Below are 22,945 nucleotides of genomic sequence, written 5' to 3'. Positions count from 1 at the left end.
GTAGGGGATGAAAGTCGATTTCGACCGCGCCGCGCTTCATGCCGATGCCATAGACCTGCATCTGGACGCCGCCGACAGGTTCGACCTTGAGGCCGATCACGCTGAGCAAGCGGAGCGTGCGATGCAGCTGCGTACGTACGCGCTGTATCGCCGCGTCCAGGCCGGCGAGTGCCGCATGCTCGAAAAGCTCGCCCTGCGGGGTGATGCATGCTGACCTTCGCCGTTTTCGTTATCTGGCTCGGCGCGTATCTAGTCATCGGGTTCGGCGGCGCGCTCATGCGCGCGTGGTCCGCGTTGACCGGCACGAAAGAGCGCGAAGCCGAGTTGTTGATGCAAGCCCAGCTGAGGCATGCGGCGGGTGTGGGCGCAGCCCACGATGACCGCTCCACCCAGCTTCACCCTGCAAACCGCTCTGACCGCGAGGTCGCGTGATGGGACGCCTCATCGCCGGCTTGGTCTGCATCGGAGTCTTGATGGCGTCGCCACCGAACGATGACGCCTTCGACGTGGTGACGTGGTTCGCCTTCATGTTGTTCGGCCTGCACTTGGCGCTCACCGGCGCGCATCGCTTCCTGAGGTCGAACTCATGAGCGAAAGCCTCTGCGACTGCCCGTACTGCGCATATCCGCTGACCGCCGAGCATATCGGCGGCGACTGCCCGCGTTGCGGCGAAGCGGCCGAAATCGAGGTCGAGTGCGAACACTGCGGCTATCAGCCCGATGATGATGCTTTGCTCCACGGCATCCAGAACGGCTACTGCCCGAAGTGCGGTGGCGAGTGGAGCGACTACGACGACGACGGCGAATGTCCCGAGTGCGAGGCCGAGCTTACCGAGCGCGATGAGGAAGAGGGCTTCTGCGGTGACTGTGGGTGCGCGCTGTGACCGCCTTCCGTCGCTACCGTTGCGACGGCTCCGCGTGGGAGTTCTCGGTCTACCAAGAAGGCCGCGAGTTGGTCGCGCAGCTGTACTTCCGTGGTGAAGCCTACGGCCCCGAGTTCCGCGCCGCCGATCAAGCGGTGCTGCAGGCATCGATCGCTCGCTACCTGCTGCTGCACGCCGAGCGTGCGGGCGGTCTCGCCAACGTCGGGGAACTGCATTGAGCCGCCGCCGCGCCAAGGTGCCGCCTGCATCGTGCATCGCGTTCCTGCCGGTTCGGCCAGGGTGCGAGGAAATACCCCCCATCCCGATGGGGGGGTATATCTCCGACGGCGAGCGCCTGGGCGTGCCGGACGCCGCTGCCGCGTCGTACGCGGCCGCCGTCGCCGTCCACGGCGCGCAGCGCTCCCCGTGTAGTAACACGGGGAGGATTCTGCCCTGCGAAACCCTCGCCGAAGGCGGTGATCTACCCGCTTTTGTGGATTACCTGAGCTTGACGCTCAAGGGCCTGCGCCGGGTGCTAACCCGTGTTCGCCGGCAGCGCCCCGAGCCGGATGGCTTGGATGATCTGAGGGCGGTGCTGTTCGATGCGTCGCTGGGTGGATGGGACATCACCGAGCGCGAGCGCGCCGCGTCGGTGGCCGTGCTGGAAAAGCTCGACTGCACCGGTCGTATCCCGATGGAGCGCATGACCGGCTCGCGCCTGGATCGTGGCATGGCGGTGATCGCCAGGACGATGCTGCAAAGCGTCGCGCCTGGGTTGGTGTTCGGTGAGCTTACCGGTCGCGGGATCAACGGCTACACCGATCACCTCAAGATTCTCACTCACCACGGCGAGAAGTGCGGCCACATCGCTGTTGGCGGCAACGCCGAGACAGTGCACATCGATCTGACCGGACAGGCGTGCGCGCGCATCAATATGCCGGCGCTCGCTGACGCGTTGAGCGGCATCGAACACAGCATCGGTCGAATCGATGCGGCATGGGACGATTTCACCGGTCGCTATGGATCGCCGCGTGGCGCCTATGAAAATTTCCTGCACGGTGGCTTTACTCCGGTGCGTGGCCAGCGTTCCAAGAAGGTGCAGTTCATTGACGACGGCGAGACCGGGGCAGGGTGCACGTTTTACCTCGGAAACCGCACCGGCCGCTTGCTTCGCATCTACAGCAAGGGCCAGCAGCTGGGCAATCCCGAGTCGCCGTGGACGCGCTACGAAATTGAGTATCGCGGCGCGGAGTTCGGGCTCAGCCTGGATCACCTACGAAGCCCTGGCGTTCTGCTCACGCAGTACCCCGATCTGGAATTCCTGCCCGTCGACGGCAGTGGCGTCGCCGCCATGCGCGCACAGCGCGAGGCGCAGCAGGAAGAGGCCGATATCGCGGTCGCGAAGGTGGTCGAGTGGCTGACCGTGACGTGTGGCGCTGCGCTGTCGATGTTGAGCGACTCCGTCGGCGCGTCGATGACGGCCGATCTGATCCGTAACGAAAAGGTGCCCAGGCGCCTGCGCAAGCTCGGTGATTCACGCGCCGAACTCGCCGGCATGTTGGGCGATGCACTACTCGGGGCGCGCAAGCACAAGCCGATTGCGCGCACTACCGCATATCTCTCGGCTGAGCAAAGGGAAAAACCATGGACAAGCTGATCGTCAAAGCCGAAGTCGAATCCGACTTCATCGATTCGCGTGGCGGCGTGTCCGCGAAGGGCAAGCCGTACGAAATCCACGAACAGAAGGTGTGGGTCTACCTCGGGTCGAAGTTCCCGAAGGAAATGAACATCAACCACGACGACGCGCGCAACGCGCTCAAGCCGGGCCTGTACACGTTCGACCTCATGCCCGCGCTGACCATCGGCGACTTCGGCCGCCTGAGCATCGATGGCCGTCGCTTGGCGTTCATCCCCGAGCGTCCGGCCGCCGTCGCGGCTAAGGGCTAACCGCCGTGGCCGAGTGCGTAGTTCTCAATGCCGACGGCACTCTGACCAGCACCGGGCAACCGGTGAGCGAGTGCGCGGGCTACGTACTGGTCAGCAGCACCGAACACGCGCAGATGAGTTTCCTGTCCGACCTGTTCACCTGGCCGGAACCGGAAATCGCTGCGTCCTGGCTCGTCGGAGCCTTCGGGTTCGTTCTCGTGTGCAACGTCGCGGGATCGCTCGTGGGCTCCGTCGTTAAGGCGGTTTCAACCGAACGCGACTAGCCGCCAGTCGCATCACAACCAACATGATAGGAGCAACACAATGGACTTCAGCGACATCCTCGTGGGTCTGGCTTCGGCCGGTGCGGTCACGGCCATCATCGGTGCTGGCGCGATCAAGGCCGCGCCCGGCTTCGCCCGCTGGGCGACCAACAAGGTCGCGACGTTCTTCCGCTGATCGAGAACCAGGGCAGGGCCGGGATCACTCCCGGCCCTCTCTCTTTGGAGGCCATATGCTCGTCTGCATCTTCCTCGGAATGCTCGGCGCGCTCGCAGCGCACGCGGGCTCCCTCGGCTACAACGAGGCTTCGCAATGAAGCACGCCGCTAACTTCTTCGCGCGTGCGCTGGCGCACGCCACGGCCCGCCGCATCGCCTACGTGATCGTCGCGGCGGTGCTTGCTTGGTGCGGCTTGGGCAAGGCCCACGCCGGCAGTCATTCCGTTGACCAGGGAACGGCGTACACCGCGTGCATGAAAGAGATGGTCAACTGGAAAGCCAGTGAGCCGAGCTACACCGCTTGGGCGTGCGAACACTCGGTGGACGCGACTGCTGGCATTTACACGTTGCGCTACACGCATCCAAACGGGCAGCGCCGGGATGCCGACAACTTTAGCTACGACGTGGGCCAAACGTGCACGCAACGCACGCCGACTGATGCCGGGTTCTACAATCCGCAAGCGATATCGAACAAGTGCCAGCGTGGATGCGAGTACACGCTCAACGTGAGCCAGGCGACTACGAAACTCCGCGTCGATATTGACAACGGAAATCAGCTATTCCAGAACCGCGGCAGCTACACGCCTACCGGTGGCGTGTGTCCACCCGAAGCACCGCGGCCCGAGCCGCCGAAGGATAATTTCTGTTTCTTCACGGAGGGCGGTCACAAGATTTGCCTCGACTCGAAGGGGCGGCAGTGTGTGACCAGTGCGAAGGGCGGTCGAACCTTTTGCGGCAAGCCCAACGAAGCGCTCAATGCGACGAACCCGGATCGCACCGAGAACGTCAACATCACCGCGCCGGCGCCTACACCTGGCACGCCGCCGCCCGCGGGTCCGCAGCCACGCCCCGGCGAGAACTGGCAACCCGGCGGCACCAGCAGCATTACGAACATCACTAACAACACGACCACGAACACGAACACCAGCAACAACGCCGGCACGCCCAACACGACGCCTGGCAGTGGCAATCCCAATGATGGATCGGACAACCCAGGCAAACCCGGCCCTGGTGAAGAAGATGACGACGACGAAGGCGACAAGCCTGGCGACGCGGGCGAGGGGGTAGGGGAGCTATACGACGGCGAGCCGTTGACGCCCAGCGAGGCGCTCGATACCTACATGAACGCCGCTAAGACGACGCAGTTGGGCGAACAGCTGTACCAGTTCTTCGGCAATTGCACGTTCGGCGGCGCGTGTCCGGTGTGGACCTACGACGGCGGCGAGTGGATGGGCGTGCAGACCTTCGACGCGCTTTGCACCGGCATGGTCTCCGACCTGCTTGCGTACGGCGCTTACGTTGTCCTGGCAATGGCGGCGTTTGCCGCGTTCCGCATCGCGGTTTACTGAGGAAATCACTATGGGTTGGTTACAGAAATTTACCGACTGGCTTGCGGGAATGATCGAAGCGCTGTGGGAGGCCATTGAGGGCTTCTTCACGGACCTGTTCATGATTTGGATGAAGCAGGTCGCGGGCGTCTATCTGTACGTTCTGGATCAGATCAGCTTGCCGGATTTCATTACGCAGTACTCGATGTGTTCGCTGCTGGCAGCGGCTGGCCCGACGGTCGGGTGGGCCATGGACACATTCAAGATCGGCGAGGGCCTCGGGATGATCGGCGCCGCCTACGCTTACCGCATGGTGCGGAAGCTCGTCACTCTGTTCCAGTGGTGATCGCATGTTGATCTGCAACGAAGGTCCGCCGCGTGCCGGCAAAAGCTACGACGCCGTCAAAACGCACATTCTGCCGGCGATCAAGGGTGGTCGGCATGTCTACGCCAGGTTGAACGGCCTGGATCACGAAAAGATCGCTGTGTATCTGCAGCTGCCCGAAACCCGCGTGCGTGAGCTGCTGACGCTGGTCGGTCCCGATGAAGTCGTGCCGCTGTTCACTGCGTTCGGAGACGACCCGCCTAAGTTCAACGTCAAGCCCGACTCGCTCATCGTGATTGACGAGGTGCACGAGTTCTACGTCTCCGGTCGCCAGGCGCTCGCAAAGGAGCAAGAAGCTTTCTTCGCGAAGCACGGTCACATTGGGTTGGATATCGTTGTGATGACGCAGGCGCTAGGGCGCCTGCATAGCTCGATTCGGCAGCGCATCGAGCGTAAGAGCGTTTTCACCAAGCTCAACGCCCTGGGTCGCGAGGATCGCTATGCGGTGCGGTTCTACAGCGTCGGCGACACGATGGGCAAGTTTGAGAAGATCAGCAGCGAAACGCACGACTACGACGCGGAGGTCTACCCGCTGTACAAAGGGTTCCAGGCCGAAGCCAAGAACACGGGCGCGTACACGGCGGGCTCTAAGACCGTCTGGCAGGTGATCAAGATGCCGGCGATTGGTATGGCCGTGCTGGTCGTGCTGGCGATCGGTGGCATTTGGTCGTTCTTCGCTGGCAACGGCACGATTGTTGGGGAAGAGGACCCGAACGCGCCGGAGTATGCGGTGCCGGCGAAAACCGACGACGAGCCTGTTACGACGCCTGGTCATGCGCCGCGGCGGGTATCGCAAAGCAACGGCACGGCCGGTGTGCAGGACCGGCCCAAGGTGGACGAGTTCGCCAAGTACCCGGCCGGCGTGCGCATGTTGCTGGAAATGGCTAAATCGGCTCGCCCGCGCTACGCGGGGACCATCGGGCAGCGGCATATATTGGAGTGGCGTACGCCGCAAGGACAGGCGCTAGAGCGGCTGACCAGCGATCAGCTGCGGGCCCTGGGCTGGAACGTCACGCGCGAGCCCTACGGCGTTCTGGCGACGTTTCAGGATCGGTCGCTCATATTCACCGCATGGCCGCTCTTGGAGCCGATTTTCAGTCAGTCCACCACGCAGGCCGCTCGCATCAGGGAAGCGGGCGCGAGCCTCCCGAGCGTAAGCGAGGGAGCCTCGCGGTCCGCCTCGACCACAGCTAGCGTTCCTGGCGCGATTATTCAGGCCGGCCAACAAACGGGCTACGGGGATATCGGGGTCGGACCCAACGCCAACGGGGTCGGGGCAGGGGGCGAGGGTGTCTCGATGGGTGACCGTGACGAACGGGGGTAGTACGATCCGGCCATGGACTGGATACACGCGCTTTTCGCCCGGTGGATGGACCGCCAATTTGAGCCGTGGCGTCAGCGTCAGCAGTAGTCAAGGAAGCACTGGGGGGTGCTATGACGACACGCAGTTGCATGGGGCTGGCACTGATCGCGTGCCTGTACGCTCAAGGCGCTCAGGCGCAGCAGATACACAAGTGTGTTCGCGGCAAAGAGGTCACGTATCAGTCGGACCCCTGCGAGCAAGGCCAACGTCACGTCAAGACGTGGGAGACGTGGCCTGGAACGGCTGAGGCCAATGCCCGGCCGGCCCCTGCGCCTAGCGTCGATCCGGGGTATCTGTCGCGTATCGCCGGCACCGATGGTCGATCCAGACCGCCCGCGCAGGGCGCCACCATCACACGTTCGGGTGGCAGCGAGTGCGAGCTAGCGCGGCAGCGGCGATCTGCTTACCTCGACAGTGACCACGGGCGGAACGCAAGTATTGACGTTCGCCGCTGGTACAACGATCAGGTGTTCGATGCCTGCAAGTAACGAAGAAAGCCAGCTGCATCGGGCGATAGCACCTCATCACAGTGGGCAACACACATGACCTATATCGAAATTATGTTCGGCGTACTTAGCGTTGCCGGAATCGGTAGCGTCATTTCGAATTCTCAGGCAAGACGAAAGGAGCTTGAGTTCAAAGCGCTTGAGAACAAAGAGCGCAGATACAAGTCGTGCTTGCTGTACATGGATGTCTATTTTCACCCGAAGAACATCAAGTACCTCTCAAGCCGCCAAACAGATATCCATTCAGCCCCGGACGTAATCGAGTACCTAAAGGCCGAGTACCACGAAATGATCTTGTATGCGGCAAAGCCCGTATTGCTGAGCGTAAAAGCTTTCGTTGAACAGCCGAGTAGGGAAGGGTTTCTAACGGCTGCGCTGGCTATGCGGCGAGACCTTTGGTCGAGTAAGTCTGATCTCGTTGTCAGTGACGTTCTTTTTGCGGATCGACAGGAAGGCGATAGAAAGCGTTGACGCGGAGCGGGTGAGCCAGCAACGCAGCTGAACTTGCCTGAAGAAGTGCTGCTAAAAGCTACCCGTCGGCGGCGGCTAGGGCGACATCGATGTTTAGTCGGGATACATAGAATGGCTGCGGAAATCCAATCGTTTCTCGTGACATCCGTGGGCGCGGCCAGCCTTCTAGCGGGTCTGCTGTGGCTCGTAAGAAATCTGTTGCTCACGCGTCTGAAAGCATCGGTCGAAAACGAGTTTAATGAAAAACTGGAACGTCTTCGAGCCGATCTTAATTCCAAGCAGGTTGAGATTGATGCTGTCCGCGCGAGTGCCCTAGCCGGGATGATGGGAAGATCTTCGGCGCTTGATAGGAGGCGGTTGGAAGCCGTAGACCAATTGTGGTCTGCTGTAATCGCGTTGAACCCAATGCGTACCGTAGTTCATACGCTGGGCGCCATGGACGTTCATGAGATCTCTAAACTTCACGCCCAACGACCTGGGCTCGATATGTTTCTCAACGCCATTGACTCTGAAGTTGATTTTCAGATGGTTTCTAACACGAGTGGTGCGCAGGCCAGGCCGTTCGTGACGCCAATGGTCTGGGCGATTTTTTCTGCTTACCACGCGGTATGTGTTCATGGTGTTCTGACAATTCAAGCGCTCAAGAACCGTCTCGACCTTGAAATTTTTGCCAAGTCAACCAGCGTCGACAATGTGTTGAAAGCTGTGCTGCCGAACTTTTCTGAGTTCGTGGATAAGTACGGCTCTAAGTCGCATCAGTATGTTATTCAGGCGCTAGAGGCGCGGCTGCTTGAAGAGATCGACTCCATGCTGTGTGGCCAGGGAGAGGACCGCAAGGCGGTGCAAGACGCCGCAGAAATCTTAAGGCTCATTGATGAGGCTTGGGTAAAAAAACCAGTTTCTCTCGACGCCGAATGAGAAGGCCCGCCGAGTTGGCGGGCCTTCTTCTTTCTCCTGTAGTTGAAACAAGCAATTGTTGGTTGTGGCTAGATCTCAAACATCCGCATCTGCCGCCACATCCAGCGATCCAGCAAGCCGGGGCCGATCCAGTCGCCGTGCGGCGAGACCAGTCGGCCCCCAGCCATGCGCCAGCGATCCCACGGCCCGTAGAGCGGCGTGTGGTTGTAGACCGTGCGCTGGTAGTGCTGGTGTGCGCATGCGTTTGGGCACGGCTTGCCGTCAGGCCAACAGGGCGGGCGCATCATTCAGCCTCCATGCGGCGATCCATCGCGCCAGAGCCTTCCTAAACGCCGCGCGAAGCCACGCGTGAACCCTGCATATAACTTCGCATAATGCATATTATGTAAATGCCACGTATGGAGCGGGCACGATGGCGGATTAAGCCCTGTCGACACCCCTCACCTCGGAGACATCCACAAAAACAATGCCTTGCGGGCAGATCCGTGGAAATTCAGCCGGCCTCAACCGGCCGCGGCCGCGTGCGCCAATCCCGTCACCACGCCCAGCGACGCGTCGCCGGTGACGATTCTGGCGTCCGGGAATACCTCCTTCGCGGCTGCCGGCACGTAAGGCGAACGCGACATGCCGCCGGTGAGATAGACACTGTCGGGCTGATTGGGCAGATCCGCCTTGGCGCGCTGCATGAGTTCGCCCAGATGACGCAGGAACGGGCTGGCCGCGTCCTGCAGCCGCTCCTTGTCTAGGCGCGCTCGCAGGCCGTCCTCGATGTAGTCGAGCTCGAATCCGACCCGGCCCTGGTCGCTCAGGCCGATCTTGGCCCGCTCGACGGCGCGGTTCAGGCGCACCGTGTGCCCAGGCAGCTGCAGTCGCTCCAGGCGCGGGCCGTAAGGCGCTTCCACGTTCTTGAACGACGCCTGGCGGAAGTTGTTCTGCCGCTCCAGGTCGTGGACGGTCGATGCCTCGTAATAGCGATGCACCGCGGTCGGCGTGACGCCCTTGCCGAACAGCGCCATAACCCCGCGCATGCTGAGCTCGATGTCGACGTCGGTACCGCCGACGGGCTCGCCCCAGGAACCGTGGATGACAGGCGCCGGCGCCGTCCCGCCGACATCGGCGAGCGCGATGTCCGTGGTGCCGCCGCCGATATCCAGGATCAGCGTTCGACTGGCTGCGGCCTGGCCGCGGTGATAGCCGTAGGCGGCCGCCGCCGGCTCTTCGAGGAATTCGACGGCATCGAAACCGGCGGCGTGCGCGGCGTCGGTGAGTATCTCCAAGGCCTGCACGCCGCCCGCCTCCTTCATGCTGCTGCGGAAGCGCACCGGCCGTCCCATGACCGCTTGGCGCACTTCGGTGCCCAACTGCGCGGATGCGGTCGTGCGGATGTGGCGCAGGAGCTGTGTGGAGATCCGCAGCAGCGCCTCGCGGGCACCGCCTTCGAGTCTGTAGCCCAGCATGGACTTGGGCGAAACCACCAGGTGGCCGGTGCCGCTGGCCATGTAAGCCTCGATCGCTTCGTCGCCGTACAGCGCGTTCTGCACGTCCGCGCCCGCTTCCATCGCCTTGCGGACCTCGTCGGCCGCCCACTGACGGCGTACCGCAACCACGGCGGCACGCTGCATTTCGTGGTCCGACTGCTTGCGTACCGTCGGCACCAGAGCCAGGGCATCGGCGCGCAGGTGCGCCGGTCGCTGCATGGCTTCTTCGCGCAGGCGCTGCACGCGCGCCAGTTCCTGGCTCTGGTCGCGCTTCGCGCCGGCGACCAGCGCCCTCACCTGCTCGTGCAACTGCTCGGTCAGCTCGAACTGGGCGATGTCGGGCATCCGCAGCGGGAAGAACACGGTCGTGCGGAACTGCCGGTCGTCGCCGAAGCGGATCAGCTGCAGCTGATCCGCTTCGGCGACGACCGCGCCGGCGGCCGAGTAGCTGGTTCCGAAGTCGATTCCGATCCGCATGGATGCCTTGTTCGCTAAATCCGGCCCGCCATTTTGCCGTGAATCGCTCTGCAGTGGACACAGCGACGCGCGTGCCCGCGCGAGCTCGGCACTAGGAAGCCGCCGCACTGCCCGCGCGTCCGGTCTTGGGCCTGCGGCCGTGCATGCGCTTCAGGAATCGCAGCGTGGCCTGCTCCCATTGACGCTCGCCGCGTGCCTGGGCGGCGTAGCGCGCCAGGGCCTGCTCGCGCCAACCCGAAAACACCGCCGGGTCGATGTAGGACTTGCGGCAGACCGCCGGTGTGTTGCGCAGCAGTTGCGCGACCTCGCCCACCACGGTTTTCTCGACCTGAGCCAGGGCGCGTTCGCTGGGCGCTCGACCTGCCCTACCCTCGGGCAACGGCAACAGGGCCAAACGTTTGAAGGCTGCCAGCGTGCCGCCCCACGTGCGGAAATCCTTGGCGCTGAACTCGCCGTCCATGGCCTCGCGCAAGTAGGCATTGATGGTGTCCGAGTCCACCGGCTGTATCGCGCCGTTGTCGTCGCGGTACTGGAACAGGAGCTGGCCCGGCAGTTGCTGGCAGCGCCGGAGTTGCCGCACCAGCGCGGCGTCGTCGATCGCGATGTCGTGCTGCTGGCCGCCTTTGCCGCGGAAATGCAGCCGTGCACGCCCCTCGCGCAGGAAGTCCAGGTGGCGATTGCGCAGCGTGGTCAGGCCGAACGTACCGTTGCTGCGCGCATAGGCGTCGTTACCCACGCGCAGCAAGGTCTCGGACATCAAGGCCACGACGATCGCCAGCACTTTGCTGCGCGGGAGGCCGCCCTGCTTCAAGTCGGCACGCAGGCGCCTGCGCAGTCGCGGCAGCGCCGCGCCGAAGTCGACGATGCGATCGAACTTGCCGTGGTTGCGCGCATGCCGCCAGGCGGTGTGGTAGCGGTACTGCTTGCGGCCGCGGGCGTCGCGCCCGGTCGCCTGCAGATGACCGTAGGGATGAGCGCAGATCCACACGTCGGTGTAGGCCGGCGGCACCGCGAGCGCGCGGATGCGCTCCAGCGTGGCGGCATCGCGCACGGCCCGGCCCTGTGCATCGCGATAGCGGAAACCCCGCCCCGAGCGCAGGCGCGCGATGCCCGGATCGCTGTCGCTGACGTAGCGCAGGCCGGCCGCGGCCGCATCGCGCAAAGATCCGGGGCTGGGAGCGGTCGCCGGCGAATCGGTTGTCCGCGCTAGCCTTCTCATGCCCGACAGATAAGGACAGGGGCGTCGTCGACGCGTCAACGCAGCCGAATCGACGCCCGAGCCGCCTCCAACCGGGCTGGAGCCTGAACCATGGTTCAGACTCCAGCGCCGTGGCTTACACGCAATTTTGACGACAAGCCGGCGCGCTTAGCGGTAAAGTAATGCGGTGATGTCGATCCTACTGCGCCTGCTGCTCTGCGTCGGCCTGATCCTCAATGGGTCGGCGTACGCGGTTGCATCCACGCAAATGCAGTTGAGCCACCTGTCGGCGACGATGGGAGCCGCGGCCATCGCCCAGACGTCCTGCCACGACGGCATGACCGATAACGGCATGACTCACGACGGCATGATCCATGACCGCATGACCCATCACGGCATGACCCACGACGGCACGCTCCACGATGGCATGCAGATGGCGGGCATGGATCACGACGGCGCGTCGATGCCTGCCGGCCACAGCGGCCACGCGCCCGATGCCACATCGCCGGACTGCTGCAAGTCGCCGACCTGCACCTGTTCCTGCCTGCAGCCCGCGCCGGCGACCGCGATCGCCTTCGCCCTGGGCGGCGCGCATATCGGTCACGCCATGATCGCCCAGCCGATGCCCGTCGATCACGACGCGCCGGCCCTGCACTCCCCGATTCGACCTCCCATCGCTTGATCGTCCTGCGCACCGCGCCTGCGGTGGGCTTTAGCGGGTTCCGTGCGGCGCCAACGTCCGCCAGGGACCTCGTGCCGTCGGTCGCATTGCGCGCCGGCGTTTCCGATTCTTGTGGAGTTCGACGATGTCTTCCGATTTCTCCGGCCGACGGCCGGATACCCTGGCCGAGCCTTCGCGCCGGCGTTTCGTCACCGGCCTGGCCGTAGGCGGCGTCGCCGCGGGCCTGGGCCTGTGGCGCTCGCCCGCGTTCGCGGGCACCGCATTGGCCACGACCGCACGCGAGCTCAGCGGCCGCGATTTCGACCTCGCCATCGATGCGGCGCCGGTCAACTTCACCGGACGCGTGCGTCCGGCGATCACCGTCAACGGCTCGCTGCCGGCGCCGATCCTGCGCTGGCGCGAAGGCGACACGGTGACCTTGCGCGTCGCCAACCGCTTGCGCGACACCAGTTCCATCCACTGGCACGGCATCTTGCTGCCGGCCAACATGGACGGAGTGCCGGGTCTGAGTTTCGACGGCATCCCGCCGGGCGAAACCTTCGCGTACCGCTTCCAGCTGCGCCAGTCCGGCACCTACTGGTACCACAGCCATTCGATGTTCCAGGAGCAGGCCGGGCTGTACGGCGCGATCGTGATCGATCCGCTGCAGCCGCCGCCGTTCCGCTACGACCGCGAGCACGTGGTGCTGCTGTCGGACTGGACCGACCTGGATCCGGCCGCGCTGTTCCGGCGCATGAAGAAGATGTCGGACTACGACAACACCTACAAGCGCACTGTAGGCGACTTCGCCCGCGACGCGCGCGAACAGGGCCTGGCGGCGACGCTGCGCGATCGCGGCCAGTGGGGCCGGATGCGCATGACCCCGACCGACCTGTCGGACATCAATGCCCACACCTACACCTACCTGCTCAACGGCGCGGCGCCGGCGGGCAACTGGACCGGCCTGTTCCGTTCCGGCGAGAAAGTGCTGCTGCGCTTCATCAACGGCTCGGCGATGAGCTACTTCGACGTGCGCATCCCGGGGCTGAAGATGACCGTGGTCGCCGCCGACGGCCAGTACATCCATCCGGTCAGCGTGGACGAGTTCCGGATCGCGGTGGCCGAGACCTTCGACGTGATCGTCGAACCCTCCGGCCAGGACGCGTACACGATTTTCGCCCAGGATATGGGCCGCACCGGCTATGCGCGCGGCACGCTCGCGGTACGCGAGGGCCTGTCCGCGCCGGTACCCGCGCCCGATCCGCGCGTCATCCTGACCATGGACGACATGGGCCACGGCGGCATGGATCACGCTGGTATGGACCACGGCGGGATGAACCAAGGAAGCGGCGGCACGCCCAAGAAGACGATGCCCGAAGGCAGTTGCGGCGCCAGCATGGGCATGGCCGGCGGCGCGCCATCGATGGCGGGCATGGACCATTCCGCTCAAGGCATGGCGGGCATGAACCACGGCGACGGCGCGGCGCATCCGGCCAGCGAAACCGGCAATCCGCTGATCGATATGCAGTCGATGAGCAGTACGCCGCGGCTGGACGATCCGGGCATCGGCCTGCGCGACAACGGCCGTCGCGTGCTGCGCTACGCCGACCTCAAGAGCTTGTTCGAGGACCCCGACGGCCGCGATCCCAGCCGCACGATAGAACTGCACCTGACCGGCCACATGGAGAAATTCGCCTGGTCGTTCAACGGCCAGAAGTTCATGGACGCCGAGCCGCTGCGCTTGAACTACGGCGAGCGCATGCGCATCACCCTGGTCAACGACACCATGATGACCCATCCGATCCATCTGCACGGTTTGTGGAGCGACCTGGAGGACGAAAAGGGCGAGTTCCAGGTCCGCAAGCACACCATCGACATGCCGCCTGGAACGCGCCGCAGCTACCGCGTGCGCGCCGACGCGCTCGGCCGCTGGGCCTACCACTGCCATCTGCTTTATCACATGGAAGCGGGCATGATGCGCGAAGTGAGGGTAGAAGAATGAGCGCCCTCCTCTTCCCCCGCCGCGCCGCGCTCGCCGCCGCATTGACGCTCGCCTTCGCCGGCGCCGCGCAAGCGCAGCACCATGGCGAACACGCTGCGCAGGCCAAGCCCGAACCGAAACCGCGTACGACGCCTACGGCATCCGAACCGGTCGCGGATCCCTCCAAGATGGACCATGCGGCGATGGGCCACGACGCCGCGCCCAAGGACAGCGACGAACACGCGGGCATGGACCATTCGAAGATGGACCATGCCGCGATGGGGCACGACGCCGAGCCCAAGGACAGCGACGAACACGCGGGCATGGACCATTCGAAGATGGACCATGCCGCGATGGGTCACGACGCCGAGCCCAAGGACAGCGGCGAACACGAAGGCATGGACCATTCGAAGATGGACCACGCCGCCATGGGGCACGCGCCCGCCGCGAGCGAAACTCCGCTGGAGCCGATTCCACGAGAGCCGATTCCGCCGATCACCGATGCCGACCGCGCCGCCGCGTTTCCGCCCTTGCGCAAGCACATGGAACACGCGCGCGAATTCAACAGCTACGTGCTGTTCGACCGTCTCGAAGCCGGCGACGCCGATCATGGCCGCGGCGAGGCCTGGGAGGCCACGGCCTGGTTCGGCAGCGATCTCAATCGTTTGTGGTTGCGCAGCGAAGGCGAACGCGAAGGCGGCGTCACCGAGTCGGCGAACCTGGAAGCGCTCTACGGCCGCAGCATCACGCCCTGGTGGGACGTGGTGGTCGGCGCCAAGCACGACTTCAAACCGGGTCGCTCGCAGGACTGGTTCGCGGTCGGCCTGCAGGGCCTGTCGCCGTACAAGTTCGAGGTCCAGGCCACCGCCTACGTCGGCGCGTCCGGACGCGTCGCGGCCAATTTCGAAGCTGAGTACGACGTGCTGCTGACCAATCGCTTGATCCTGCAGCCGCTCGTCGAACTCGAATTCAACGGCAGCCAGGATCGACAGCGCGGCGTGGGTTCGGGCTTGAGCACGCTCGAGGCCGGGCTGCGGCTGCGCTATGAGTTCAGCCGCCGCTTCGCGCCCTACGTCGGCGTGGTCCACGAGCGCGCGTTCGGCAACACCGCCGATCTGCGTCGCGACGAAGGCGAATCGACCCAGGATACCCGCGTCGTCGCCGGCGTCCGGGTGTGGTTCTAAGGAAATGACCATGACGATCAAGACACGAAAGACCTCGCTGGCCATCGCCATCGCCGCTACCGCAATGGCCGCGGCGGCGGGCGGTTTCGTCTGGGCCGGCGTCTACGACGTCGGCGCGGATGCGCCGCACACCCGACCCGTGTACGCGGTGCTGAATACGGTGCGCGAACGCTCGATCGCGGCGCGGGCCAAAGAACTGCAACCGCCCCCGGATTTGGCCAGCGCCGAACGCATCCGCCAGGGTGCCGGCAACTACCAGGCCATGTGTTCCGGCTGTCATCTGGCGCCCGGCATGCAGGCCACCGAACTCAGCCGCGGCCTCTACCCTGCCCCGCCCGACTTCAGCAAACAGACGCCGGACGATCCCGCGCGGGCGTTCTGGACGATCAAGCACGGCATCAAAGCCTCGGGCATGCCGGCCTGGGGCCACAGCATGGGCGACGACTACATTTGGAACATGGCGGCCCTGCTGCAGGCCTTGCCGGCCATGGACGAGGCCAAGTACCGCGCCCTGGTCGCCGAAAGCGGCGGACATTCGCACGGCGGCGGCGAGACCATGCCCGAGGGCGCGGCCGATCGCCATGGCGGCCCGGCGGCGCACCGGCACGACGACGGCGGCCATGGGAATCATGAGGACGGCATGCAGGAAGACGCAGCCGGATCGCCGCTAAAAAACAAAGCCGAGGCCGAAGCTCCTGCACCCACCGGTCATCGTCACGCCGATGGCAAATCGCATGAGCATGCGGCGCCCAAACAGGCGCAGGCAGTCCAGCCCGCCAAACCGGCGGCGGCTCCGCCCGAACCGGCAGCCGAGGAGCACGACGCGCATGAACACTCGCATTGACCTTCGAGGACGCCGCATGAAACCCGCCATGCCCGGGTTCGCTGTCGCGTTCGCCATCGCATTCGTTGCGAGCGCCTGCAGCGGCACCGCCGTACCTGCGTCCACCGCGGCGGCGGCTACCGCCGGCGCGGCCGCGACCGAAACGCCTGTCGCCGCTGCGTCCGCGCACGATCAACACGAGCAGCACGCAGCCCCGAATCCGGCGCTGCCGAAGATGGTGGTCCACAAGAGTCCCACCTGCGGCTGCTGCAGCGTCTGGGTCGAACACGTGCGCGCAGCGGGATTCCAGGTCGAAGTGCGCGATCGCGACGATCTGCATCCGATCAAACAGCGTCTGGGCGTACCCTACGGCAAGGGCTCTTGCCACACCGCCGAGGTCGGCGGCTACTTCGTCGAAGGCCATGTTCCCGCCGCCGACATCCAGCGTTTACTGAAGGAGAAACCCAAGGCACGCGGTTTGGTCGTGCCGGGCATGCCGGCCGGTTCGCCCGGCATGGAGATGCCCGACGGCAGCGTCCAGGCCTATGCGGTCGAGCTGGTCGGCGACGACGGCAAGAGCGCGGTCTACGCGCGGCATTGATCGTGAACCGGATCCGGCGGCGGCCGCCCTCGCCGCCGGATCAGGGCTTGACTCTGGACCTTGGTCCAGCCCGGACACTGGCTCCAACTCCACTCCGATACGGATTGCATGCCATGCAGATCGGTCTATTGGCCAAGCGCGCCGGCGTCCCCATCGACACCGTGCGCTACTACGAACGCAACGGCATCCTGCCGCCGCCCGAACGCCAGCCCTCGGGCTACCGCGCCTACAGCCAGCGCGACGTCGAGCGTCTGCGCTTCCTGCGCCGCGCCAAGGCGCTGGGCTTCACCCTGGTCGAGATTCGCGACCTGCTCGAATTGTCCTCGCGTCGCGACGACGACATGGGCAACCTCAAAGCGACCGCGAGCGAAAAGCTCGCCCATGTCGAAGGCAAGCTGACCGAACTCACCCGCATCCGCGACGGCCTGCGCGAACTGATCGAGGCCTGTCCCGGACACGGCACCCTGGATAGCTGCCCGATCCTCGCCGCGCTGGCGCAGGAGGACGCATGAATCACGGCCACCACGGGCACGACCACGCGCACCCGCCCGCGCACTCGTGCTGCGCGAACAAGACCGCCGATGCGAGCGCCCCGACCGTGATCGACCCGGTCTGCGGCATGCGCGTCGATCCGGCCAAGACGCCGCATCACGCCCAGCACGAAGGCCACGATTACGCCTTTTGTTCGGCCGGTTGCCGCAGCAAGTTCATCGCCGACCCGGCCAAGTACCTCTCGCCCTCCGCTGACGAACCGGTCGCAGCACCCGCGGGCACGGTCTACACCTGCCCCATGCATCCGGAAGTGCGTCAGGTCGGCCCCGGCACCTGCCCTATCTGCGGCATGGCGCTGGAACCGGAGATGCCGAGCCTGGAGGAGGACGAGAATCCGGAGTTGCGCGACTTCGGCCGCCGCTTCGCCTGGACCTTGCCGCTGAGCCTGGCGACCCTGGTCCTGGCGATGTTCGGCCATAACTGGCCGTCGTTGTCTGCCACCGCGCGCACCTGGCTGGAGTTCGCCTTGAGCGCGCCGGTCGTGCTCTGGGCCGGCTGGCCGTTCTTCGAGCGCTGCCTGGCCTCGATCCGCAACCGCAGCCCGAACATGTGGACCCTGATCGGCATCGGCGTGGCCGCGGCCTTCGGTTACAGCGTGGTGGCGACGATCGCGCCGCAGGTGTTCCCGGCTTCGTTCCGCGAGCACGGACGCGTCGGTGTCTACTTCGAGGCGGCGGCGGTGATCGTGTCGCTGACCCTGCTCGGCCAGTTGCTGGAACTGCGCGCGCGCTCCAAGACCTCGGCCGCGATCAAGCGCCTGCTCGGCCTGGCGCCCGACCATGCGCGTCGCCTGCGCGACGACGGCGGCGAAGAAGACGTGCCCTTGGCGCAGGTGCAGGTCGGCGACCGTTTGCGCGTGCGTCCCGGAGAGAAGGTGCCGGTCGACGGCGAGGTCGTGGACGGCCGCTCCAGCGTCGACGAATCGATGCTGACCGGCGAGCCCATCCCGGTCGCCAAGAGCGTCGGCGACTCCTTGATCGGCGCGACCCTCAACGGCACCGGCAGCCTGGTGATGCGCGCCTCGCGGGTCGGCGCCGACACCGTGCTGTCGCAGATCGTGCAACTGGTCGCGCAGGCGCAGCGGTCGCGCGCACCGATGCAGCGCATGGCCGACCGGGTCGCGTTCTGGTTCGTGCTCGGCGTGCTCGGCATCGCCCTCGCGACCCTGGTGGGTTGGGGCCTGTTCGGGCCGGAACCCTCGTGGACCTACGGCGTGCTCAACGCGGTCGCGGTACTGATCATCGCCTGTCCGTGCGCACTGGGCCTGGCCACGCCGATGTCGATCATGGTCGCCAGCGGCCGCGCGGCCGAGGCCGGCGTCTTGTTCCGCGACGCCGAAGCGATCGAGCGCCTGCGCGAGATCGATACCCTGATCGTCGACAAGACCGGCACCCTCACCGAAGGCCGCCCGGCGTTCCGCGAGGCGATCGCCGCCGACGGCTACACGCCCGATGAGGTGCTACGCCTGGCCGCCAGCCTGGACCAAGGCAGCGAACATCCGCTGGCCGCGGCCCTGGTCGCGGCGGCGCGCGAACGCAGTCTGGCGCTGGAATCCGCGCAGGACTTCGATTCCGTCACCGGCTTGGGCGTGCGCGGCCGCATCGGCGGCCATGCGCTCGCTTTGGGCAATGCCGCGTTGATGGCCGAGGACGGCGCCGAACTCGGCGCGTTTGCCGGGCACGCCGAATCCCTGCGGCAAGACGGCGCGAGCGCGATGTTCCTCGCCGTCGACGGACGTATTGCGGGCGTGCTCGCGGTCGCCGATCCGATCAAGCCGACCACGGCTGCGGCGATCCGCTCCCTGCAGGCGGCCGGCTTGAAGGTGCTGATGGCCAGCGGCGATGCCGCGACCACCGCGCACGCGGTCGGCCGCAGGCTCGGTCTGGACGGCGTGCACGGCGAAATGCGTCCGCAGGACAAGGCCGCGTTGATCGAGCAGCTGCGCGCGCAGGGCCGGCGCGTGGCGATGGCCGGCGACGGCATCAACGACGCCCCCGCCCTGGCCGGCGCCGATGTCGGCATCGCCATGGGCACCGGCACCGACGTGGCCATGGCCAGCGCCCAGGTCACCCTGGTCAAGGGCGATCTGAACGGCATCGTGCGTGCGCGTGCGATCTCGTCCGCGACGGTGGCCAACATGAAGCAGAACCTGGCCTTCGCGTTCCTCTACAACGCCCTGGGCGTGCCGATCGCCGCCGGCGTGCTATACCCGCTGACCGGCGCGCTGCTGAGCCCGATGATCGCGGCGCTGGCGATGAGCCTGAGCTCGGTGTCGGTGGTGGCCAATGCGCTGCGGCTGAACTCGGCGCGGATCGACTGAACGCGGGCCGCGCCCCGTCCTGAATGGCGGGGCGCGATGCCTTGCGGGTCGGGCTATGATCCCGGGAGACGGTCCGCAGGTGGCCGAAGGAAGTCCCATGTCGATCCATTCCAAAGCCCGCCGCGATGCCAAGAAGCGCAAGGCCGCCAAGGCCGCGAACGCTCCTGCCCCGCCGGCGATCGAGCCGCATGCCGAGATGCGCGACAGCAGCGGCCAGCTGCTCGGCGGCATCGTGCGCCGCGACGGCGAATGGACCCTGGGCCTGGGCGGGCGCATCGTCGGCGGTTCCGACAGCGCCGCCAAGGTGCTGATCATGCTCAAGCGCGCCGCCGCGCTGCACGAGCGCACAGGCGAAACCGTGCAACTGAAATTCTCGCCCGCCCTGAGCGCCGCCGCCGCGCAGGAAGCGGCCGACCGCGGCCTGAGCTTCGAGCAGTTCGAAGCGGAGTTCGAGAAGGAACTCGCCGAAGGCCAGCGCCCGCCGCTGGAATCGCAAAGCGGCGGCAACGAAGCGGTGCATTGAGGGCGTCGCCTGTCCGAGCACGCGGACGTGCTGCCTTGGTTCTTCGCCACCAGCCTGGCGCTGGCCTTCGGCGAATTGAACGCGGTGATCCATCTTTCCCGCCTGATTGGCGGAAGTCCGCATGACGGCTTGCATGCCGAGCAGATGCACGACTTGCGCGCTGCGATCGGCGATGCCGTCGCCGCGATCGAGGACGCCAAAAAAGATGCCGCTGCGCTCGTGCGCGTTTCCAGGTTCGATGCGTGGCGGCGGCGTATGCGCGCACGCTAGAGCCGCGTATTCGCGGCGCGAGTTCGTCATCTAGCGTTTGCCATGAATTTCGAACGAACAGAGAAAATCAGGCACAAAAAGAATCGGGGCCCGGTTTCCCGGGCCCCGATTCTTTTTTACTTGGCGCCCCAACCGGTATTCGAGCTTAACCCCGGTTCTTCTTGGGGCTTCGGCGCGAGGTTGCAGTGACACTCCACCCAGCAAATTCAACAAGATACAAAATATTCCGCCTCAATGGGCAAAGTTATAGGGCGTTCCCACCCGCGTCCGTTACTCATCCGCGCCCCAACGAAGGTAGAACAACAGATACGGGTCACGGATGTCCAGGACGTCTCCGCTCTCGTCCCATTCCATCACCGACTGATTCGCCGATTCGTTCGCTATGAATGCGATATGTGCGCAAGTGCCGGTTACGCTCGATCCGCTGGGGGCGTCGTTCTTGCACAGAAACTCAATTCGCCCGAGCAACTCGGCATAGCGAAAGGTAAGCATCGGCGGATCTAAGGCGATGGCCTTCAGTACGATGGGATAGACGTCTACGACCGAATCATCTTTCAGCAAATAGGCCGTTCGAGCCCTTCCGCGAATCTTCGGCCCTTCCTTCATTCGATCATAGGTAGAGCTGTAATCATTCATCGCGGCAACTGATTCGCAAACCCTTGTGACATAGCCCTGGTCAACCGGGAGCTGTTCAGGGGTCTCCACGCGCTCTGAAACCTTGACCTGATAACAGCAGAACAGGCAAAGCGACTGCATCAACTGAGGCGACCCAGCAGCTTCGTCCGCCAGAGTGCCAATCAGACTGTCGTCAAAAGTCAGATTGAGCGCCTGAAAGCCTTTCCTCGCAATGTCCTTCAGAACAGCAGGCGTCCAGTAGTCAAGGTCAATCGCCATGACTCTGCCGCGAAGGTCAGGATTAGCTCTCAGAACGTCGTCGGAGTGATAAGGGACCGAGGCGCAGACGATCTTCACGCCGTTCCTCACTGCCTCCTTGATCTGCTTGGACAGCTCTACTTGCGCTGCGGCTTCGATGTAATGAAAGTCGTCAATGAAGATGACGAAGTCCTGATTGCCGAGCTCACGAATCAGGAGCTGAAGATGGTCAACCGCTCCCCGTTCGCTTTGCCCTGTCTTCCTTGTGACCTCGCCACCCACGGACCCTTCAGCTTCAGCGCTAGCAAACAGCGCGCTGGCTTTCCCGCTTATCTTCCCCTCGCCCTTGACGCCAACCCCTTGCTCCTCCGTAGTCACGGTCTCAAGGGGCGTGCCGATGATGTAAAAAACCTGCTCCCAAACCTGCTTTGGATCGGAAACGCCTGCGCCAGTGACGTGAATCAAGTTGTCGTTTCCAACGACGCTCTGAACAAAAACGGTCTTGCCGGACTTCGACGGTCCGGACAAAGAGATGACGACATTTCCCATATCAAGCGCCTGTCGGAGCGCGTCTTCCTTGTCCCCGAGATGCTCGCCTACGAATGTGTGCTGCGGAAATCCTCCGGGCGTAAACACTTGCTTAGCGCGCATTTGCTTCCTCACGTAGTTCGAGTTTTGGGATCTGAGGCTCGTTACGGGTAGTTCGATCGAGCCGACTAGCGACCAGCTACGGCTCCGATACACCAAGATACTCGAGCTCCCACGCCCGACGTTCGGCGTCCATTTCAGACCGGATCTCTGCCCCGAACTGGCGATGCTCGATCTCCCAATCGATACCACCCTCGATTCGGACGAAGCCCGCCTCTGCTCTCGAGATGTCTTCAGAAAGGCGTCGAAGGTTGACCTCTCGCAACCCTCGAAGCGTCCGCTCTTCCGTTCGCGTTAGCGGATACCTCGCTTCGTCTCCGCGAGGATCAAGGCTCGCGAACGCCAGAACAACGCGATTGATCTCGGATATAACCGAATCGGGCAGGTCGGGATACACATCGGGCACCAACTGCTGCAGGTAAGCCCAAAGTTCGGCCAAGCCATGCCCTTGTGCGGCGAGAGTGCGCTGCGCGGTGGACTTCGGATTGGAAGGCCGCTCGATTCCTAGGAGCAACTGGCACTCTCGGATCTGCCCCTTGATCGTGAGCTCAAGGTAATGGCGATAGAGATAGAGAATCGGGAACACCAAAAAGTCCTGACCGTGTTGGCCAGCATCTATGCCTGCAACGAGTCGGTCCCCCGCTTCCTTGTAGCCCTCTGCATACGCCCACCAGGGCGCATCGCGCGTGTATCCAAGCAACGCTCGGTTATGCCAGTCGTCGCCAGCACCGCTAAAGACGTCGTCGTCGTGATCCGCCATTTGTCCTCCCTCCGATCAGCATAGCTGGCTGATCAACCGGAAGTGGAAGGGCAAAAAGCACCAAGAGAATTCTGATTTTGAATCAGACGCTTAAAAAAGTGGCGTACCCCGGGGCTATGCGAACCCCCGAAACACCAGAAATGGCAAACTCCAGGCAACAAAAAAGCCCTGACGAATCAGGGCTTTAGTGTCGCCGCCCCTTTCGGGGGTTAAGCTGGCGTCCCCACGGGGATTCGAACCCCGGTCGCTACCGTGAAAGGGTAATGTCCTAGGCCTCTAGACGATGGGGACAAAACTGATTGTTCTTGCAGCTAACTCGTCGAAACCCTTTCACAGTG

The 22,945-nt window shown here is 64.4% G+C and carries 27 protein-coding genes and 1 tRNA gene; 23 read left to right on the top strand and 5 right to left on the bottom strand.

The window, feature by feature from the left end:
* Positions 1 to 7 precede the first annotated feature (7 nt).
* From ASE10_RS13855 to ASE10_RS20260, 14 genes are all read left to right on the top strand, one after another.
* Positions 8 to 214, top strand: coding sequence for a hypothetical protein (locus tag ASE10_RS13855; RefSeq protein ID WP_056305431.1), 207 nt, complete (start codon positions 8 to 10; stop codon positions 212 to 214).
* On the top strand, positions 208 to 432 hold the full coding sequence (locus ASE10_RS13850) for a hypothetical protein (protein ID WP_056305429.1): 225 nt from the start codon (positions 208 to 210) through the stop codon (positions 430 to 432). Before ASE10_RS13855 ends, ASE10_RS13850 begins: the two co-directional genes overlap by 7 nt.
* Complete coding sequence (locus tag ASE10_RS20265; RefSeq protein ID WP_157480928.1) at positions 432 to 590, top strand: hypothetical protein; 159 nt, start codon at positions 432 to 434, stop codon at positions 588 to 590. Before ASE10_RS13850 ends, ASE10_RS20265 begins: the two co-directional genes overlap by 1 nt.
* Positions 587 to 883, top strand: coding sequence for a hypothetical protein (locus tag ASE10_RS13845; RefSeq protein ID WP_056305427.1), 297 nt, complete (start codon positions 587 to 589; stop codon positions 881 to 883). Before ASE10_RS20265 ends, ASE10_RS13845 begins: the two co-directional genes overlap by 4 nt.
* The gene (locus ASE10_RS13840; protein ID WP_056305425.1) at positions 880 to 1,101 is read left to right on the top strand and encodes a hypothetical protein; all 222 of its coding nucleotides are present in this window, start codon (positions 880 to 882) and stop codon (positions 1,099 to 1,101) included. The genes ASE10_RS13845 and ASE10_RS13840 overlap by 4 nt, the downstream gene beginning before the upstream one ends.
* The gene (locus ASE10_RS13835) at positions 1,098 to 2,519 is read left to right on the top strand and encodes a replication initiation factor domain-containing protein (RefSeq protein WP_157480927.1); all 1,422 of its coding nucleotides are present in this window, start codon (positions 1,098 to 1,100) and stop codon (positions 2,517 to 2,519) included. Before ASE10_RS13840 ends, ASE10_RS13835 begins: the two co-directional genes overlap by 4 nt.
* Positions 2,507 to 2,809: a single-stranded DNA-binding protein gene (locus tag ASE10_RS13830; RefSeq protein WP_056305422.1), complete on the top strand. Its 303-nt coding sequence runs from the start codon at positions 2,507 to 2,509 to the stop codon at positions 2,807 to 2,809. Before ASE10_RS13835 ends, ASE10_RS13830 begins: the two co-directional genes overlap by 13 nt.
* A gap of 5 nt (positions 2,810 to 2,814) precedes the next feature.
* Positions 2,815 to 3,072: a hypothetical protein gene (locus ASE10_RS13825; protein WP_056305420.1), complete on the top strand. Its 258-nt coding sequence runs from the start codon at positions 2,815 to 2,817 to the stop codon at positions 3,070 to 3,072.
* A 40-nt stretch (positions 3,073 to 3,112) separates the two neighbouring features.
* Positions 3,113 to 3,247 (top strand): hypothetical protein, encoded by a 135-nt coding sequence (locus ASE10_RS13820; protein WP_056305418.1) that lies wholly within the window; start codon positions 3,113 to 3,115, stop codon positions 3,245 to 3,247.
* A 135-nt stretch (positions 3,248 to 3,382) separates the two neighbouring features.
* Positions 3,383 to 4,636: a hypothetical protein gene (locus ASE10_RS13815; protein WP_056305416.1), complete on the top strand. Its 1,254-nt coding sequence runs from the start codon at positions 3,383 to 3,385 to the stop codon at positions 4,634 to 4,636.
* Positions 4,637 to 4,646: 10 nt separating this feature from the next.
* Positions 4,647 to 4,961: a hypothetical protein gene (locus ASE10_RS13810; RefSeq protein WP_056305414.1), complete on the top strand. Its 315-nt coding sequence runs from the start codon at positions 4,647 to 4,649 to the stop codon at positions 4,959 to 4,961.
* Positions 4,962 to 4,965: 4 nt separating this feature from the next.
* On the top strand, positions 4,966 to 6,324 hold the full coding sequence (locus ASE10_RS13805; RefSeq protein ID WP_056305412.1) for a zonular occludens toxin domain-containing protein: 1,359 nt from the start codon (positions 4,966 to 4,968) through the stop codon (positions 6,322 to 6,324).
* 581 nt (positions 6,325 to 6,905) lie between these two features.
* Positions 6,906 to 7,340, top strand: coding sequence for a hypothetical protein (locus ASE10_RS13800; RefSeq protein WP_056305410.1), 435 nt, complete (start codon positions 6,906 to 6,908; stop codon positions 7,338 to 7,340).
* Between the two features lie 111 nt (positions 7,341 to 7,451).
* Positions 7,452 to 8,258: a hypothetical protein gene (locus tag ASE10_RS20260; RefSeq protein WP_157480926.1), complete on the top strand. Its 807-nt coding sequence runs from the start codon at positions 7,452 to 7,454 to the stop codon at positions 8,256 to 8,258.
* A gap of 503 nt (positions 8,259 to 8,761) precedes the next feature.
* Here ASE10_RS20260 and ASE10_RS13790 read toward each other — a convergent pair.
* Both ASE10_RS13790 and ASE10_RS13785 read right to left on the bottom strand, forming a co-directional pair.
* Positions 8,762 to 10,213, bottom strand: a complete 1,452-nt coding sequence (locus tag ASE10_RS13790) for an Hsp70 family protein (RefSeq protein ID WP_056305406.1) — start codon at positions 10,211 to 10,213, stop codon at positions 8,762 to 8,764.
* 91 nt (positions 10,214 to 10,304) lie between these two features.
* Positions 10,305 to 11,432 carry a DNA topoisomerase IB gene (locus ASE10_RS13785; RefSeq protein WP_082559824.1) on the bottom strand — a complete coding sequence of 376 codons (1,128 nt, stop codon included), beginning with the start codon at positions 11,430 to 11,432 and terminating at the stop codon, positions 10,305 to 10,307.
* 169 nt (positions 11,433 to 11,601) lie between these two features.
* Between ASE10_RS13785 and ASE10_RS13780 the strand changes: the two genes are divergently transcribed.
* From ASE10_RS13780 to ASE10_RS13740, 9 genes are all read left to right on the top strand, one after another.
* A complete protein-coding gene (locus tag ASE10_RS13780) occupies positions 11,602 to 12,093 on the top strand; it encodes a CopL family metal-binding regulatory protein (RefSeq protein ID WP_055906848.1) in 492 nt (163 codons plus the stop codon).
* A 124-nt stretch (positions 12,094 to 12,217) separates the two neighbouring features.
* Complete coding sequence (locus tag ASE10_RS13775) at positions 12,218 to 14,074, top strand: copper resistance system multicopper oxidase (RefSeq protein ID WP_055906845.1); 1,857 nt, start codon at positions 12,218 to 12,220, stop codon at positions 14,072 to 14,074.
* Positions 14,071 to 15,237, top strand: a complete 1,167-nt coding sequence (locus ASE10_RS13770) for a copper resistance protein B (RefSeq protein WP_082559823.1) — start codon at positions 14,071 to 14,073, stop codon at positions 15,235 to 15,237. Before ASE10_RS13775 ends, ASE10_RS13770 begins: the two co-directional genes overlap by 4 nt.
* 4 nt (positions 15,238 to 15,241) lie before the next feature.
* Positions 15,242 to 16,081, top strand: a complete 840-nt coding sequence (locus ASE10_RS13765) for a cytochrome c (protein ID WP_235565869.1) — start codon at positions 15,242 to 15,244, stop codon at positions 16,079 to 16,081.
* 16 nt (positions 16,082 to 16,097) lie between these two features.
* On the top strand, positions 16,098 to 16,661 hold the full coding sequence (locus ASE10_RS21125) for a DUF411 domain-containing protein (protein ID WP_235565868.1): 564 nt from the start codon (positions 16,098 to 16,100) through the stop codon (positions 16,659 to 16,661).
* Positions 16,662 to 16,774: 113 nt separating this feature from the next.
* Positions 16,775 to 17,173: a heavy metal-responsive transcriptional regulator gene (locus ASE10_RS13755; RefSeq protein WP_055906842.1), complete on the top strand. Its 399-nt coding sequence runs from the start codon at positions 16,775 to 16,777 to the stop codon at positions 17,171 to 17,173.
* Positions 17,170 to 19,533: a heavy metal translocating P-type ATPase gene (locus tag ASE10_RS13750; RefSeq protein WP_082559822.1), complete on the top strand. Its 2,364-nt coding sequence runs from the start codon at positions 17,170 to 17,172 to the stop codon at positions 19,531 to 19,533. The genes ASE10_RS13755 and ASE10_RS13750 overlap by 4 nt, the downstream gene beginning before the upstream one ends.
* A gap of 97 nt (positions 19,534 to 19,630) precedes the next feature.
* Positions 19,631 to 20,056: a hypothetical protein gene (locus tag ASE10_RS13745; protein ID WP_055907167.1), complete on the top strand. Its 426-nt coding sequence runs from the start codon at positions 19,631 to 19,633 to the stop codon at positions 20,054 to 20,056.
* 27 nt (positions 20,057 to 20,083) lie between these two features.
* Positions 20,084 to 20,326, top strand: a complete 243-nt coding sequence (locus ASE10_RS13740; RefSeq protein WP_055906840.1) for a hypothetical protein — start codon at positions 20,084 to 20,086, stop codon at positions 20,324 to 20,326.
* 270 nt (positions 20,327 to 20,596) lie between these two features.
* Here the strand turns inward: ASE10_RS13740 and ASE10_RS13735 are convergent, their stop codons facing one another.
* The 3 genes from ASE10_RS13735 to ASE10_RS13725 form a co-directional block, all read right to left on the bottom strand.
* Complete coding sequence (locus ASE10_RS13735; protein WP_055906838.1) at positions 20,597 to 21,850, bottom strand: ATP-binding protein; 1,254 nt, start codon at positions 21,848 to 21,850, stop codon at positions 20,597 to 20,599.
* A 76-nt stretch (positions 21,851 to 21,926) separates the two neighbouring features.
* Positions 21,927 to 22,607 carry a hypothetical protein gene (locus ASE10_RS13730; RefSeq protein WP_055906835.1) on the bottom strand — a complete coding sequence of 227 codons (681 nt, stop codon included), beginning with the start codon at positions 22,605 to 22,607 and terminating at the stop codon, positions 21,927 to 21,929.
* Positions 22,608 to 22,822: 215 nt separating this feature from the next.
* Positions 22,823 to 22,898, bottom strand: a tRNA-Glu gene (locus ASE10_RS13725).
* Positions 22,899 to 22,945: the final 47 nt, after the last annotated feature.

Origin of the sequence: Lysobacter sp. Root76, from assembly GCF_001428685.1 — a bacterium.
Lineage (GTDB): Bacteria > Pseudomonadota > Gammaproteobacteria > Xanthomonadales > Xanthomonadaceae > Lysobacter.
This window is presented reverse-complemented; position numbering and strand designations above follow the sequence as displayed.